The following is a 16,095-nucleotide window of genomic DNA, read 5'->3' on the forward strand; positions in this document are numbered from 1 at the left end:
TGGTCGTGGTGGGGGCGGGCCCGGTCGGCCTGATGCTCGCGGCCCAGCTCGCCCAGGGCGGCGCGGACGTGCGCGTGTTCGAGAGGCGCGCGGAGCGGTCGGCCCACAGCCGCGCGATCGGCATCCACCCGCCCTCGCTCGACGCCCTGGCCGGCGTGGGCGTGCGCGACGCCGTCGTCGCGGAGGGCCGGCGCATCACCGCCGGCGTCGGCCGCTGCGGCGGGCGCGACCTCGGCACCCTCCCGCTCACCCGGGTCTCCCCGAGCCATCCGTTCGTCATCACGCTGCCGCAGAACCGCACGGAGGAGCTGCTCGAGGCGCGGCTCGAGCAGCTCTCCCCCGGCGCCCTCCGCCGCGGCGTCGGCGTGCGCTCGGCGACCGCCGGGGAGGACGGCATGAGCGTGCAGACCGAGGACGGCGGCGAGTTGTCGGCCCGGTTCGTGGTGGCCGCCGACGGCGGCCGGAGTACCCTGCGCGACGCCGCCGGGATCGCGGTGCGCCGGCGCACGCACCCCGACACCTACCTGATGGGCGACTTCCCGGACGACACGGCGGACGGCGACCTCGCCGTGCTCTACCTCGAGCCCGGCGGCGTCGTCGAGTCCTTCCCGCTGCCCGGCGGCGTGCGCCGGTGGGTCGCCCGCACGTCGGAGCTCGAGTCGGACCCGTCGGCGGACCGGCTCGCCCGACTCGTGGAGGATCGGACCGGTGAGCGGCTGGAAGCCTCACGCAACACCATGCTCAGCGCGTTCTCGGTGCAGCGCGGCATCGCGGAACGCCTCGGCCGGGGCCGGCTGCTGCTCGCGGGCGACGCCGCCCACGAGGTGAGCCCCATCGGCGGCCAGGGCATGAACCTCGGCTGGCTGGATGCGGCCGCGCTCGCGCCGCTCGTGCTCGCCGCGCTGCGCGACGGCACCGCGTCGCGACCCGGCGCCGGCATCGATGCGGCCGCATTCGCCCGGTACGAGCGCGACCGGCTGCGAGCCGCCCGCCGCGCCGCACTGCTGTCCGAGGCGAACATGGCCCTCGGCCGACCCAGCCGCGGCGCCACCCTCGCCCTCCGCAACGCCACCATCCGGGCGCTCGTCCGCACACCGGTGCGCGGCGCCGTGGCGTCCGCGTTCGCGATGCGCTGGTCCTGACCGCTCGCTGAATCGGTGCGGTCGCGGATGTTCTTCCCGGCCGGAGGCGACAGGATGGGGCGGATGCGACTCCCCTCCCTGGCGTTCGACCCCCGCGCCGTGCCGTCGCGGCTCCGTTCCGCGTTCCCCCCGTCGCGGCTCGTCTTCGCGGCGAAGACCGCCTTCGCCGCCGCCATCGCGTGGTGGCTCGGCGGTCTGCTCCCCGAGCCTCTGCGCGACTACTCCTACTACGCCGCCTTCGGCGCGGTGATCAGCATGAGCGCGACGGTCATCGGCACGCTCCGCTACGGCCTGCAGACCCTGCTCGGACTCGGGCTCGGCATCCTGATCGCCCTTGCGCTGCTTCCGTTCGACGCGCCGGCGGTCGTCGAGATCGCCATCGTGGTCGCGGTCGGTGTCTCGCTCGGCGGCATCCGCCGGCTCGGCGCGGGCCGGGACTACGTCGCGGTCGCCGCCCTCTTCGTGCTGGTGATCGGCGGCACCGACCCCGAGCCGTTCTCGCTCTCCTATCTCCTGCAGACGGGCATGGGCGCGGTGGTCGGGCTCCTCGTCAACCTGCTCGTGCTCCCGCCGCTGCGCATCGACGCCGCCGTCGCGAAGATGTCCGGCTTCCGGGCGTCGATCGCGACGTACCTCGACGACATGGGGACGGCCCTCACCGAAGACTGGCCGCCAGCGCACGAGGACTGGGCGGCGTCCACGGAGGGGCTCGCCGACACCGCCGCCGACGTGCGTGCCGCCCTGCAGGAGGCCGCGGACAGCCGGCGGGCCAACCCGCGCGCCCGGCTGCACCGCCGGGACGCCGACCAGGACGAGCGCGATCTCGAGATCATGGAGCGGGTCGGCTTCCATGTGCGCAACATCAGCGACACACTGGCGAGCGTGGTGTGGAAGTCCCCCTTCGACGTGAGCCTCCCGGACGATGCCCTCGAGCCGCTGAGCGTCGCGCTGCACGCCTCCGCCGACCTCGTGCGGGCGTGGAAGACGGGCGAGGATCAGGACGACCGGCTGCGGGACGCCCGCCACGCTCTCGATGCCCTGTTCGCCCGGCTGAGCGACGAGCGGGTGGCCAACCGCGACCCGGACGGCACCGCCGCATCCGTGGCCCTCGACCTGCGCCGGATCGTGCTGTCGATCCAGCCCCGCCTGCAGTCCACCGATGGGCCCCCGGAACGGGGGCGCGTCGCATGAATCGACGTCCCTCCCTGCTCGTGCCCTTCGCCATCGTCGTGGTCTGCGGGAGCGTACTCAGCCTCCTCGCGATGCTCCTGCACATAACCGTTTTGGTGCCGTGGCTGGTCATTGGCACATTAATTTTCGGAACCCGCACCTGGAGCCAATACGCCCGGTCACGGCGGGATTCATAAATAACGATTGTTATTCTTTTCTCGCCTGAGAGGAATCTTCCACTTTGCTGCTGAACTTCTTCGTGCCAGTGTTGACATCAGTAACCCCCGCGTTCGGGGGTCATGAACAACGTTTAGGAGTAAGTCATGGGCATCATCGGTTTTCTGATTCTGGGTCTGATCGCCGGCGCCATCGCGAAGCTGATCCTCCCGGGTAGGCAGGGTGGTGGCTGGCTCATCACCCTCGTTCTCGGCGTGGTGGGAGCGCTTCTCGGCGGGTTCCTCGGCGGCCTCATCCTCAACCGCCCGCTGGGCGATTTCTTCGACATCTGGACGTGGGTTCTTGCCATCCTCGGCTCGATCATCGTGCTCCTGATTTACGGCGCGGTCACCAACCGCGGTCGCTCGCGCGCGTAACACCGCTCGGAACGACGAGACCCCGGGAGCCGCAAGGCTTCCGGGGTCTTCGTGGTTTCCGGGGCCCGTTCACCCCACTGGTCGGGGTGAGCGCGTCGCGACCGCGACGTATGCTCGGAGCGTGACTGCGTACGTCTCGGCCCTCGACCTCTTCTCCGTCGGCATCGGGCCATCGAGTTCGCACACCGTCGGCCCGATGCGGGCCGCACGCGACTTCGCCGCGGAGTGCGTCGCTACCCCTCAGGGCGCGACGATCCGGCGCGTCACCTGCCGCCTGTTCGGCTCCCTCGGGGCGACCGGCCTCGGCCACGGCACGCCGGACGCCGTGCTCGCGGGCCTGGCCGGGATGTCGCCGGAGACCTGCGACCCCGCGGCGGTCCGCGGCCTGTGGCCGGGGCGCGGCGAGCGCGAGCTGCTGCTCGCCGGCGTGCTGCCGGTTCGCGTCTCCGGGGGCGACCTCACCTTCGAGCCGTTCGTGCGGCTCCCCGGGCACCCGAACGCCCTCACCCTCACCGCGTTCGATGCCGACGGCGCCGTCGTGCTCGAGTGCACCTACTACTCCGTCGGCGGCGGCTTCATCCTGCGCGACGGCGAGGACGATCACCGCCCGCTGCCCCAGGGCCTGCCGCACGCGTTCGACACGGCGGCCGAGCTCGTCGAGCTGTGCGCCCGGCGGGACACGACGTTCGCGCAGGTCGCCCTCGAGAACGAGGACGCGATTCGCGACAGGACCAAGACCCTCGCCGGGCTCGACGCCATCTGGTCCGCCATGGCCGCGTGTGTGTCGGCCGGGCTGTACGCGACGGGATCGCTGCCGGGCGGGCTCGGCGTGCGCCGCCGCGCCGAGCGGATGCGCGAGCGGCTCGAGGCCGTCGACGCGGCCCGCGAGCGCGACACGACCCACGAGTGGCTGCAGGCCTTCGCCCTCGCCGTGAACGAGGAGAACGCGTCGGGCGGCCGGGTCGTCACTGCGCCGACCAATGGCGCGGCGGGCATCCTTCCGGCCGTCGCCTCCTACTACCTGCGGTTCGTGCCGGGTGCGTCGCCGGACGGCATCCGCGAGTACCTGCTGACGGCGACCGTCATCGGCTCGCTGTTCAAGGCCAACGCCTCGATCTCCGGCGCCGAGGCCGGCTGCCAGGGCGAGGTGGGGTCCGCCTGCGCCATGGCGGCGGGCGCCCTCTGCGCGGTGCTCGGCGGCACGCCCGCCCAGGTCGAGAACGCGGCCGAGATCGCCATGGAGCACCACCTCGGGCTCACCTGCGACCCGGTCGGCGGCCTCGTGCAGATCCCCTGCATCGAGCGCAACGCGATCGCGTCCTCCACGGCGGTGAACGCCGCGCGCATGGCGCTGAACGGCGACGGCGTGCACCTGGTCTCGCTCGACACGGTGATCGAGACGATGCGCCAGACCGGGCTCGACATGTCCACGAAGTACAAGGAGACCTCGACGGGCGGCCTCGCGGTCAACGTCATCGAGTGCTGACCGCCCCCTCCCTCGCTTCCTGCTCACCCCGTGAGGTGCCCACTTCGGTCCCTCTTTCGCCGAAACAGGGTCCGAAGTGGGCACCTCACGGATTACCGCACGTGACTCCACCGGGTGCGGTCGAGAGGGATCGCGCCTAGCGTGGCCGCATGAGCGCACGCCTCTCCTCCCCCGTCGTCTCCACGCAGTGGCTTGCCGACCACCTGGGAGCCGAGCGCATGGTCGTGCTCGACGCGAGCGTGCTTTCCTACGAAACCCCGGCGGGCGGCCGGGCCTGGCTGAGCGGCTACGACTCCTACCTCTTCGACGGGCACGTGCCCGGCGCGTACTTCGCCGACCTGATCGAGGAGTTCAGCGAGCCGGGTGCTCCGCACCCGTTCACCCGGCCGACCGCGGCACGGTTCGAGGCAGCGGCCGGGGCGCTCGGCATCGGCCGCGACACGACCGTGCTGATCTACGACGTCGAGGGCGGCAACTGGGCGCCGCGCCTCTGGTGGCTGTTCCGCGCGTTCGGTCACGACGACGTCGCGGTGGTCGACGGCGGGCTCGCGAAGTGGCGGGGCGAGGAGCGCGAGGTCGAGACCGGCCACAACGAACCGTCCCCCGCGACATTCGTCGCCGAGCCCCGCGAGGAGCTGTGGGTGGACCGGGCATTCGTCGAGGCCGTGCTGCGCGGCGACGAGGATGCGGCGCTGCTGTGTGCGGTCCCGGCCGGCGAGTTCACGGGCGAGGCGGCGACCACCCGGCCCCGGCCCGGCGTGCTGCCGGGCAGCGTCAGCGTGCCGGCCGCGCAGCTGCGTGATGCGTCGTCAAAGCTGCTCGACGGTGCAAGTCTCCGCTCAATCCTCGCGCCGGTGCTGGGGGCGCCCCGTGTCGTGGCGTACTGCGGCGCCGGGATCGCGGCCGCATCCGACGCCCTGGCCCTCACGCTGCTGGGGTACCGGAACGTCGCGATCTACGACGGCTCTCTCAACGAGTGGGCGGCGGACCCGGATGCGCCGCTCGTGCTGGGCGACCCGCCGGCCCCGCCCAGCAAGCCCGCTGCGGCCCGCCGCGCCCGCGCGAAGCACCGCTGAGGTGCCCGCTTCGGTCCCGTTTCGGGCCGAATGGGGACCGATTCGGGCACCTCACGGGAGTGGGACCGGGGGTGGGACGGGGGGGACAGGGCGGGTCAGGGGGTGGGGTGGAGGAGCGCACCGAGCGCGGCCGGGTCGGTGACGGGGAGCCGGCAGACGAAGTCCGTGCAGTAGTACGCCGTGGTCTCGCCGCGCACCGGGCGCCGGCCCTCGAACAGCTCGAAGCCGGCCGACGCGAACGCCTCCGCCGCCGCGGGGCTCGCGATCGCGCAGATCGAGCCCGGTCCGAGGCCGGAGCCGAAGGCCGAGCGGGCCAGGCGGAGGATGCCCGCGGACCCCGAGTCCGCCGGCGCCGCCGAGTCCTGTCCTGACGCGCTCGACACGACTGGCTCCCCGCCATCGGCGTCCCGACCCCCCTCGCCCGTGACGACCACGAGCTGGGTGGGCTCCGTCGAGACGTGCACCATCGCCTCCAGCGTGGCGCCGAACGACACGGATGCCTGCACGGCGGACGGGGCGACCGTGCCGAGCGCGGACCGCGCCGCCTCCAGGTAGCGGGCGTCGGCGGTGAGCAGGAACAGCCGGTGCGCCGCGGAGGCGGCCGCGCTGAGGCCGGACGGGTACGCGCCCTCGCTCAGATCGACCGTGAGCGCGAGCCCGAACGCGCTGAGTGTGGGATCCGCGCCGCCCGGCACCGCGAACCCGCGGCCGGGGACGATGAGGGCGTCGATGAGCCCGCGCGCGATCGACGCGTAGCGGGCGTCCCCCCGGGCCAGCGCCAGCTCGAGCAGGCCTCCCGCGAACATGCCGTGGTCCTCGAGCGTCGCGGTCGCGGGCGAGGGTCGGCCGTCGAGGGAGGCGCGCAGGAGGGAGCCGTCCTCGCCGAGGTGGGCGTCGAGCAGGAAGTCGGCCGCCCGGGCGGCCGCGTCGACCCAGTCCGGCCGGTCGAGCGCGACCCCGGCCCGGGACAGGGCGGCGATGGCGAGGCCGTTCCAGCCGGTGAGTACCTTGCCGTCGACCGCGGGGGGCGGCTGCGAGCGCCTGGCCTCCGCGTCCAGGGAGTAGTAGACGCCCTCGACGCGCGCGCCGTCGACGTAGCTCTCCGAGTCCTGCGCGGAGCCGAAGCCGCCCTCGGGTCGCTGCAGCACCGTGGTCAGGAAGGAGGCGATGCCCGCCGCGATACCGGCGGCCTCGGCCGCCTCCTCGCCGTCCTCTTCCCCGCCGACGCCGCTCTGGGCGAGGCGGGTGTAGGCGTCGAGCAGCAGCGCGTTGTCGTACAGCATGCGCTCGTAGTGCGGGTCGGACCAGTCACGCTTGGTGGAGTAGCGGAAGAAGCCGCCCTCGACGCCATCGCGCAGGTCGGACGCGGCCATCGTCCGCAGCGTGCGCGACACGAGGGCGCGCAGCTGGGCGGAGCGCTCCGGGGACAGCAACCCGCCCGCGCCCAGCGTCTGCAGGAGCAGAAGCACGGGCACCATGGGGAACTTGGGCGCGCTGCCGAAGCCGCCGAACTCGCGGTCCTCGTGCCCGAGCAGCTCTGCGGCGATGCGGTCGAACGCGCCCGCATCCGGAAGCTCGTCCCACGCCGCAGCCAACCGCTCCGCCGCCGCGGCGAGCGCCTGGGCGAGCCGGTCGGCGTTCTCCTCGACGTCGAGCCGGCGCTCCTGCCATGCCTCCGTGACCGCGTCGAGGATCTGCCGGAACGACGGATGCCCCACGATCGGCCGGGGTGGCGAGTACGTGCCGGCGTGGAACACCCGTCCCCGCGGCGTCACGAACACGTTGAGCGGCCAGCCGAGGTTCCTCGTGAAGGCGCCGGCCGCCGCGATGTAGCTCGCGTCCACGTCGGGATGCTCCTCGCGGTCCACCTTGATGGACACGAACCCCTCGTTCAGCACGGCGGCGAGCTCCGGGTCGGCGAAGCTCTCCCGCGCCATCACGTGGCACCAGTGGCAGGTGGCGTAGCCGATGGACACGAGCACGGGCACGTCGCGCCGCTCCGCCTCGGCGAACGCGTCCGGCCCCCACGGCCACCAGTCGACGGGGTTGTCGGCGTGGCTGCGCAGGTAGGGGCTCACGGCGTCGCCGAGGCGGTTGGTCATGTCAGTTCACCTCGAAGGGGTTCCCGCCCACGCGGCCCTCGCGCTCGAGGGCGCTGATCGCCGTCACCTCGTCGTCGCTCAGCTCGAAATCGAAGATGTCGAGGTTCTCGATCATGCGCTCGCGCCGGTTGGACTTGGGGAACACGACGTTGCCGGTCTGGATGTGCCAGCGCAGGATCACCTGCGCGTTCGACTTGCCGTGCGCCGCGGCCGCGTCGACGATGGGTGCGTCCTCGGGGATCGCCCCGGCCGCGAGCGGGCTCCACGCCTCGGTCACGATGCCGTGCTCCCGCCCGTAGGCGGTAACCTCGGGCTGCTGGTGGTAGGGGTGCAGCTCGATCTGGTTCACCACGGGCACCGTGTCCGTCTCAGCGGCGAGGCGCTCGAGGTGCGGCACCATGAAGTTGGAGACGCCGATGGAGCGGGTCCCGCCGTTCTCGCGGATCTTCTCGAGCGCGCGCCAGCTGTCGACGTAGAGGTCCTTCGCGGGGCACGGCCAGTGGATGAGGTAGAGGTCGACGTAGTCGAGGCCGAGCTGCTGGATGCTGGTGTCGAACGCGCGGAAGGCCGAGTCGTAGCCCTGGTCGGTGTTGAAGAGCTTCGTCGTGACGAAGAGCTCCTCGCGCGGGATGCCGGATTCAGCGATGGCCCGGCCGACGCCCTCCTCGTTGCCGTAGATGGCGGCGGTGTCGATGTGCCGGTACCCCACGGCGAGCGCGTCGCTCACGATCTCGTACGCGCGGTCGGGATCCACCTTGAAGACCCCGAATCCGAACTGCGGGATGGTGGTGCCGTCGGAGAGGGGAAGTGCGGGTATTGATCGAGTGTCCGTCATACCTCAGGTCTACTCGCGCGGTCGCGAGCACGCTCCCGCGCGAACCCGAGGACGTACGATGGAAGGCCATGTCACCCACGCCGCCGGAAGCCGTCGCCCCCGAAAGCGTCGCCCCAGAGAGCGCCGCACCCGCGGACGCCGGCACCCTCGTCATCTCCTACCCGGCGGAGCTGCCGGTCAGCCAGAAGCGCGACGACATCGCGGCCGCGATCCGGGACAACCAGGTCGTCATCGTCGCGGGCGCCACGGGCTCGGGCAAGACGACCCAGCTGCCGAAGATCCTGCTCGAGCTCGGCTGCAGCAGCATCGGGCACACCCAGCCCCGGCGCATCGCCGCCCGCACCATCTCGGAGCGCATCGCGGAGGAGCTCGGGTCCGAGGTCGGCCGCCTTGTCGGCTACCAGGTGCGGTTCACCGACCGCGTCTCCGCCGAGACGCGCATCAAGCTGATGACCGACGGCATCCTGCTGAACGAGATCCACCGGGACCGCACGCTCGCCAAGTACGACGCGATCATCATCGACGAGGCGCACGAGCGCAGCCTCAACATCGACTTCCTGCTCGGCTACCTCAAGCAGCTGCTGCCGACCCGTCCCGACCTGAAGCTCGTGATCACCTCCGCGACCATCGACCCGGAGAGCTTCTCCCGGCACTTCGACGGCGCGCCCGTGGTCGAGGTGTCCGGGCGCACCTACCCCGTCGACATCCGGTACCGCCCGCTCGTCGCCGAGCAGCTGGACGACGACGACCCTGATGCGGAAGCCGACGACGGCATCAAGGCCGACGACCGTGACTACCTCGAGGGCATCAACGCCGCGCTCGACGAGCTCGCGGGCGAGGCGCCCGGCGACGTGCTCGTGTTCCTCTCGGGCGAGAACGAGATCCGAGACGCCGAGGAGTCGATCCGCGGCCGGCTCTCCTCCGGCTCGGCGCTCGACCGGGCGACCGAGGTGCTGCCGCTCTACGGCCGCCTCTCCGCCGCGGACCAGCACCGCGTGTTCCGCCCCTCGGCGCAGGCCGGCATCCGGCGCCGCGTCGTGCTCGCCACGAACGTGGCCGAGACGAGCCTCACGGTGCCGGGCATCAAGTACGTCATCGACGCCGGCACCGCCCGCATCTCCCGGTACAGCGTGCGCGCGAAGGTGCAGCGCCTGCCCATCGAGGCCATCTCGCAGGCGTCGGCCAACCAGCGCTCGGGTCGATCCGGCCGCACCAGCCCCGGCATCGCCATCCGCCTCTACTCCGAGGAGGACTTCACCCGGCGTCCCGAGTACACCGAGCCCGAGATCCTGCGCACCAACCTCGCCGCGGTCATCCTGCAGATGGTGTCGCTCGGCCTCGGCGACATCGCGGCGTTCCCGTTCCTGCAGCCACCGGACCCGCGCGGCATCAAGGACGGCATCGACCTGCTCGCCGAGCTCGGCGCCGTGGTGCGCACCAAGGAGGGCCAGCCCGCGCTCACCCGCGTCGGCCGCGACCTCGCCCGCCTGCCCATCGACCCCCGTTTCGCCCGCATGGTCGTCGAGTCGAAGCGGCACGGCACAAGCCGCGAGGTGATGATCATCGTCGCGGCCCTCACCATCCAGGACGTGCGCGAGCGTCCGCTCGAGCGCCGGCAGCAGGCGGACGAGATGCACGCCCGGTTCACGGATCCGACGAGCGACTTCCTCACCCTGCTCAACCTCTGGAACTACCTGGAGGAGAAGCAGCGCGAGCTCGGCTCGAGCGCGTTCCGCCGGCTCTGCAAGGCCGAGTACCTCAACTACCTGCGCGTGCGGGAGTGGCAGGACGTTCTTCGCCAGCTCCGCCAGCTGGCGAAGCCGCTCGGGCTCACGATCGGCGAGCCGAGCGTGAACCCCGACGGCATCCACAAGTCGCTGCTCGCCGGGCTGCTGAGCCACATCGGCCTGAAGGACGCGGCGAAGAAGGACTACATCGGCGCACGTCAGTCGCGGTTCCTGATCTTCCCGGGCTCCGCGCTCGCGAAGCGGCAGCCCGCCGCCGTGATGAGCGCCGAGCTCGTCGAGACGTCGCGCCTGTTCGCGCGGATGAACGCCGCCATCGATCCCGCCTGGGCCGAGCCCATCGCCGGCGAGCTGGTGAAGCGCAGCTACAGCGAGCCGCACTGGGAGAAGAAGCAGGGCGCCGCCGTGGCGTGGGAGCGGGTGACGCTGTTCGGCGTGCCGATCATCGCCCGCAGGCGCGCGCAGTTCGCCCGCATCGACCCCGCCTACGCCCGGGAGCTGTTCCTCCGGCACGCCCTCGTCGAGGGCGAGTGGCCGAACGAGACCGGCCGTGACCGGCTCTTCGACTTCGACCGGGAGAACCGCCGGCTGCGCAGGGAGCTCGCCGAGGTCGAGGAGCGCACCCGCCGCCGCGACATCCTGCTCGACGACGAGGCCGTGTTCGAGTTCTACAACCGGCGCATCCCGCAGGACGTGAACACCGTGCGGGGGTTCACCTCGTGGTGGCGGAAGGCGCGCGAGGGGCAGCCCGACCTCCTCACCATGACGGCGGAGGCGCTCGTCGAGGACGACGACGGCGTCGATGTGGACGAGAACGCCTTCCCCGCCGCGTGGCGGCAGGGCGACCAGCGGCTGAAGCTGCGCTACCGGTTCGAGCCCGGCGCGGAGGACGACGGCGTCACCGTGACCGTTCCCCTCGCGCTGCTGGCCCGGCTCTCGCCCGAGGGCTTCGACTGGCAGGTGCCCGGGATGCGCGCAGAGCTCATCACCGCCCTGCTGCGGAGCCTGCCGAAGGCCATCCGGCGCAACTTCGTGCCTGCCGCCGAGTGGTCGGACCGGCTGCTCGCGGCGCTTCCCGCAACGGTCCCGGACCCCGCGGAGGGCACCGGCACCGGGGGTTTCCTCGTGACCCTCTCCGCCCTCATGACGCGCCAGACCGGCGTCCGGGTGACCCCGGAGGACTTCGACCTCGAGCGGGTGCCCGCCCACCTGCGCATGTCGTTCTCCGTCGTCGACGAGCGGGGCCGGCCCGTCGCCCAGGGCAAGGAGCTGCCCGAGCTGCAGCGGAGGCTCGCGAGCCGAGCCCGGGAGAGCGTGGCCGAGGCGTCCTCCCGCACGCATCACGCGATCGAGCGTGCGGGCATCACGACCTGGGACTTCGACGAGCTCCCCCGCTTCCTCGACACCAGGCAGGGCGACGCCGTCATCCGCGCCTACCCGACCCTCGTCGACGAGGGATCGAGCGTCGCGATCCGGCTGATGAGCACACCCGCCGACCAGGCCCGCGAGCTGCCGGCCGGGGTGCGGCGGCTGCTCCTGCTCGCGGTGCCCTCCCCCGTCGCCTACGTGCAGCAGCACCTGACGTCGGCCGAGAAGCTGACCCTCACCCAGAGCCCCTACCAGAACACCCAGGCGCTGTTCGAGGACTGCCTCGTCGCCGTCGTCGACTCGGTACTCGAGCGGGTGCAGCCCGACGGGCAGATCTTCCAGCGCGTGCAGTTCGAGACGGCGCGGGATCGCGTCTCCGGCGTGGTGATGGACAGCATGTTCGAGACGGTCGCGACCGTGACCCGCATCCTCGCCGCCGCACGCACCGCGGAGAAGGCGGTGAAGGCCGCGACCAACATGTCGCTGCTACCCGCTCTCACCGACGCACGCGAGCAGATCGCGGGGCTCGTGCACCCGGGCTTCGTCTCCCGCGCGGGGCTCGCCCATCTGCGCGATCTGCCCCGCTACCTCGCGGGCGTGACCGCGCGCATGCAGAAGCTTGCGGACAACCCGGCCCGGGACCGCGCCTGGCTCACCGAGGTGCAGACCGCGACCGCCAGGTACGCGGACGCGGGCGGGACCATCCCGCTCGCCGCGCACGCGCCGCCGCACATCGTGCAGGCCAGGTGGATGCTCGAGGAGCTGCGGATCAGCCTGTTCGCGCAGCAGCTCGGCACGTCTGTGCCCGTGTCCCTGCAGCGCATCCAGAAGGTCCTGGCCCGCTAACCGCTCCCTCCTCCAAAGAGGGAGAATGGACGCATCCCGATCGACGAGGAGGGGGCTGCGGCATGCCGAATGCGGTGATCGTGGATGCGGTGCGCACCGCATCCGGACGGGGCAAGCACGGGGGTGCGCTCGCCATGATGCACCCGGTGGACCTGCTGGGCACGGTCCTGCGCTCGCTCGTGGAGCGCGTCGGACTCGATCCGGCCCTGCTCGACGACGTTATCGGCGGCTGCCTCTCCCAGGTGGGCGAGCAGGCGGTGAACATCACCCGGAACGCGGTGCTCGCGGCGGGCTTCCCGGTGTCCGTGCCCGGCACCACCGTCGACCGGCAGTGCGGATCGAGCCAGCAGGCTGTGGCGTTCGCGGCGCAGGGCGTGCTCGCGGGCGTCTACGACGTCGTCATCGCCTGCGGGGTCGAGCAGATGAGCAGGAACCCCATCAACGCGGCGACCCTCGGCCGCGACCAGTGGGGGCCGATGGTGCGTGAGCGCTTTCCCGAGGGCCTCGTGCACCAGGGCATCTCGGCGGAGCTCATCGCCGCCCGCTGGAACCTCGACCGGGAGGCGCTCGACGAGTTCTCGGCCCGCTCGCACCGGCTCGCCTGCGAGGCGACGACCCGCGGCGCGTTCGCCCGCGAGATTCTTCCCATCGAGGTGACGGATGCGGAGGGCGCGACGCGCGTGCACGACGTCGACGAGACGATGCGGCCGGGGACGACGGTCGAAAGATTGGGCGCCCTGCACCCCGCGTTCCGTGACGAGGAGCTGGGGCGGCGGTTCCCCGAGATCGACTGGCGCATCACCGCGGGCAACTCGTCGCCCTACACGGACGGGGCGTCCGCCGTGCTCATCGCGAGCGAGGCCGCGGCGGAGCGGCTGGGCCTCACCCCCCGGGCCCGGTTCGTGGACTTCGCCGTCGTCGGTTCCGACCCGATCGAGATGCTCACCGGCATCCTGCCCGCCACCCGCAAGATCCTCGACCGCAGCCGCCTGGGCATCGACGACTTCGACGCCGTCGAGGTGAACGAGGCCTTCGCGCCCGTTCCGCTCGCCTGGCAGCGCGAATTCGACGCCGACCCCGAGCGCATCAACCCGCGCGGCGGCGCGATCGCCCTGGGCCACGCGCTCGGTTCCTCGGGCACCCGGCTGCTGACGACGCTCGTGTCCGAGCTCGAGGACTCGCGCGGGCGGTACGGGCTGCAGCTCATGTGCGAGGGCGCGGGCATGGCGAACGCCACGATCATCGAGCGGATCTGACCGGTGCGGATCGACGGCTCGGTCGCCCTGATCACCGGCGGGGCCTCCGGGCTCGGCTTCGCCACCGCCGCCGAACTCGTGGCGGCCGGCGCCCGGGTCGTGCTGCTCGACCTCCCGTCGTCCGCCGGGGCCGATGCCGCGGCATCCCTGGGCGAGAACGCCGCGTTCGCGCCCGCCGACGTCGCCGACGAGGCCTCGGTCGCCGCCGCGGTCGACCTCGCCGCTGGGCTGGGCGACCTGCGCATCGTCGTGAACTGCGCGGGCATCGCGACGCCGGGCCGCGCGGTGAGCCGCGGCGGTCCCCTCCCGCTCGCCGACTTCGAGCGCGTGGTGCGCGTCAACCTCACGGGCACGTTCAACGTCATCCGGCTCGCCGCCGCCCGGATGCGGGAGGTGCCGCCGCGGGGCGAGGAACGCGGCGTGATCATCACCACGGCATCCGTCGCCGCCTTCGACGGCCAGATTGGGCAGCCCGCCTACGCCGCGTCGAAGGCGGGCGTCGCGGGCATGACGCTCCCCCTCGCCCGCGAGTTCGCGTCCGCGCTACTGCGGGTCGTCACGATCGCGCCGGGCGTCTTCGAGACGCCCATGATGGCGGGACTGCCCGCGGACGCGCAGGCGTCCCTTGCCCGCGAGGTGCCGCACCCGGCCCGCCTCGGCCGGCCCGAGGAGTACGCGGCGCTCGTGCGCCACATCGTGGAGAACCCGATGCTGAACGGGGAGACGATCCGCCTCGACGGCGCGATCCGCATGCCCCCGCGCTGAGCGGGTGCGGTGCGAGGGTGCTGGATGCGGGGTGCGATCCCTGAGCCTGTTGAAGGAACGCAGATCGCCGCTTCGCCCGCGACACGGTCCCGTCACGGTCCCTGAGCCTGTCGAAGGGACGCTGGCCGTCACGCCCGCGACGTCGTGGACGAGCAACTTTTCCACAGTTCAAAAGTTCATCATCGAAGAAACTTTCGACGTGGTAGAATGTGTGCTATGAGAACCCCGGCAGCGACGCTCCTCCGCACAGCGGATACGGTCGCGCGCCTGGGCTCCTCGCCCACTTCTTACGCCGCGCTCCCGAAGCAGGATCTGCTGAACGCCCTGCACGTTATCTCGGACGCACGACACTGCTGCGACACCATCACCGCCGCGATAGCCGCGGAACTGAGCCGACGCTCCGAGCCGGATCTCGGCTCGGCCGGCCTCGCCCAGCAGGAGGGCTACCGCACCCCGCAAGCGATGGTCGAGGCCATCACCGGGACCACCAAAGGCGGCGCCCTCTCGATCGTCGAAGTGGGCAAGATGCTCGCCGAGACGGACGCGGTCGAGACACTGAAGCGCGAGCACCCCGAGCTACCGGCCCCGCCGACTCCCTGGCACGCGCCTGTCGCGCACGCGGTCACCGACGGAAAGCTCTCGATAGCTCAAGCCGACGCGATCCGGGCCGGGCTGGGGTTGCCAACGGAATCCGTGCCGCCCGAGGCGCTGTCCGAGGCGGCAAGAGAACTCCTCGATGACGCGACCACGCTGACGGCGGGGCAACTACACCGCCGCGCGCGCCAGCTCCGCGACGACCTGAACGACGCCGAGGTCGCCGACCGCGAGAAGGCGCAGCTCGAGCAGCAGCACCTCAAGGCCTGGAAACGCCCCGACGGGATGGTGGAGGGCAAGTTCCTCTACGCTCCTGAACCCGGCGCCTTCCTCCTGTCGGTACTCGACGAGCTCACCAGCCCGCGCAGGGGCGGGCCGAGGTTCGTGAAGGAGGAGGATCGGGCGCGCATCGACGCGATCGCGAACGACCCGCGCCCGACCGACCGTCTCGCGGCGGACGGGTTCCTGGAACTGCTGCGGATCGGGGCCGACGCCGACCCAGGCCAGGTCTTCGGGTCGCGACGCCCGGCGGTCCGGGTGATCGTGACGAAGGAGACCCTCGACTCCGGCGAAGGCCACGGCTCGATTCAGGACACCGGCGAGGCCGTGAGCATCGGCACCATCCGCCGCGAGATCTGCTCAACCGGAACGGTAGCGGTGGTCCTCGACGACGACGGCCAGTGCATCAACGTCGGACGGGAGCAGCGCCTCTTCACCGCACGCCAGCGCATCGGACTCGCGGTCCGAGACGGCGGGTGCATGTGGCCCGGCTGCGACCGACCACCGTCCTGGTGTGAAGCCCACCACATCAACCAGTGGAAACGGGACCACGGCAAGACAGACATCGCCGACGGAGTCCTGCTCTGCAAGCACCACCACCTGCTTCTGCACAACAACGGCTGGGATATCCGACGAACGGGCGGGCGCTACATGTTGCTGCCACCGAGGTCGGTCAGTCCAAACCGCGAGCCGCGGCACTTGGCGACGAAGAGCAGAGCGGTCCAGGACTGGAACGCCCGCCGACACCGCCTCCGGGTGCACGACCGGGACCGCTTCCCAGAACCGACCCCACCAAGCGGTAGATGATGCTCCCCTTCGTTCGCGGCCGCCGGTCCCC

Annotated in this window: 11 protein-coding genes; 9 read left to right on the plus strand and 2 right to left on the minus strand. The window is 71.9% G+C overall.

All coding sequences use genetic code 11. The annotated features are described in order from the left end of the window. The first annotated feature begins 5 nt into the window (after positions 1 to 5). The 5 genes from DAI20_RS00550 (at position 6) to DAI20_RS00570 (ending at position 5,467) form a co-directional block, all read left to right on the plus strand. Positions 6 to 1,142 carry an FAD-dependent oxidoreductase gene (locus tag DAI20_RS00550; RefSeq protein WP_240605804.1) on the plus strand — a complete coding sequence of 379 codons (1,137 nt, stop codon included), beginning with the start codon at positions 6 to 8 and terminating at the stop codon, positions 1,140 to 1,142. A gap of 63 nt (positions 1,143 to 1,205) precedes the next feature. Continuing rightward, complete coding sequence (locus tag DAI20_RS00555; RefSeq protein WP_159084858.1) at positions 1,206 to 2,333, plus strand: FUSC family protein; 1,128 nt, start codon at positions 1,206 to 1,208, stop codon at positions 2,331 to 2,333. Between the two features lie 302 nt (positions 2,334 to 2,635). Next, positions 2,636 to 2,905 (plus strand): GlsB/YeaQ/YmgE family stress response membrane protein, encoded by a 270-nt coding sequence (locus tag DAI20_RS00560; protein WP_108248650.1) that lies wholly within the window; start codon positions 2,636 to 2,638, stop codon positions 2,903 to 2,905. 121 nt (positions 2,906 to 3,026) lie between these two features. Further along, positions 3,027 to 4,391 carry an L-serine ammonia-lyase gene (locus tag DAI20_RS00565; RefSeq protein ID WP_108248651.1) on the plus strand — a complete coding sequence of 455 codons (1,365 nt, stop codon included), beginning with the start codon at positions 3,027 to 3,029 and terminating at the stop codon, positions 4,389 to 4,391. A 149-nt stretch (positions 4,392 to 4,540) separates the two neighbouring features. Continuing rightward, positions 4,541 to 5,467 carry a sulfurtransferase gene (locus DAI20_RS00570; protein ID WP_108248652.1) on the plus strand — a complete coding sequence of 309 codons (927 nt, stop codon included), beginning with the start codon at positions 4,541 to 4,543 and terminating at the stop codon, positions 5,465 to 5,467. A gap of 95 nt (positions 5,468 to 5,562) precedes the next feature. On the opposite strand, the gene DAI20_RS00575 is transcribed toward DAI20_RS00570, so the two are convergent. Then, positions 5,563 to 7,569, minus strand: a complete 2,007-nt coding sequence (locus DAI20_RS00575; protein ID WP_108248653.1) for a thioredoxin domain-containing protein — start codon at positions 7,567 to 7,569, stop codon at positions 5,563 to 5,565. 1 nt (position 7,570) lies between these two features. Next, a complete protein-coding gene (locus tag DAI20_RS00580) occupies positions 7,571 to 8,404 on the minus strand; it encodes an aldo/keto reductase (protein WP_108248654.1) in 834 nt (277 codons plus the stop codon). A gap of 68 nt (positions 8,405 to 8,472) precedes the next feature. Between DAI20_RS00580 and hrpA the strand changes: the two genes are divergently transcribed. The 4 genes from hrpA to DAI20_RS00600 all read left to right on the plus strand — a co-directional run bounded on the left by hrpA (position 8,473) and on the right by DAI20_RS00600 (position 16,064). Continuing rightward, a complete protein-coding gene (gene hrpA / locus DAI20_RS00585) occupies positions 8,473 to 12,363 on the plus strand; it encodes an ATP-dependent RNA helicase HrpA (protein WP_108248655.1) in 3,891 nt (1,296 codons plus the stop codon). A 62-nt stretch (positions 12,364 to 12,425) separates the two neighbouring features. Further along, the gene (locus tag DAI20_RS00590) at positions 12,426 to 13,619 is read left to right on the plus strand and encodes a thiolase family protein (protein ID WP_108248656.1); all 1,194 of its coding nucleotides are present in this window, start codon (positions 12,426 to 12,428) and stop codon (positions 13,617 to 13,619) included. A gap of 3 nt (positions 13,620 to 13,622) precedes the next feature. Then, a complete protein-coding gene (locus tag DAI20_RS00595; RefSeq protein WP_108248657.1) occupies positions 13,623 to 14,384 on the plus strand; it encodes an SDR family NAD(P)-dependent oxidoreductase in 762 nt (253 codons plus the stop codon). A 216-nt stretch (positions 14,385 to 14,600) separates the two neighbouring features. Further along, the gene (locus tag DAI20_RS00600) at positions 14,601 to 16,064 is read left to right on the plus strand and encodes an HNH endonuclease signature motif containing protein (protein ID WP_159084859.1); all 1,464 of its coding nucleotides are present in this window, start codon (positions 14,601 to 14,603) and stop codon (positions 16,062 to 16,064) included. The last annotated feature ends 31 nt before the right edge of the window (positions 16,065 to 16,095 follow it).

Source organism: Planctomonas deserti, assembly GCF_003067705.1.
Taxonomy (GTDB): Bacteria; Actinomycetota; Actinomycetes; order Actinomycetales; family Microbacteriaceae; genus Planctomonas; species Planctomonas deserti.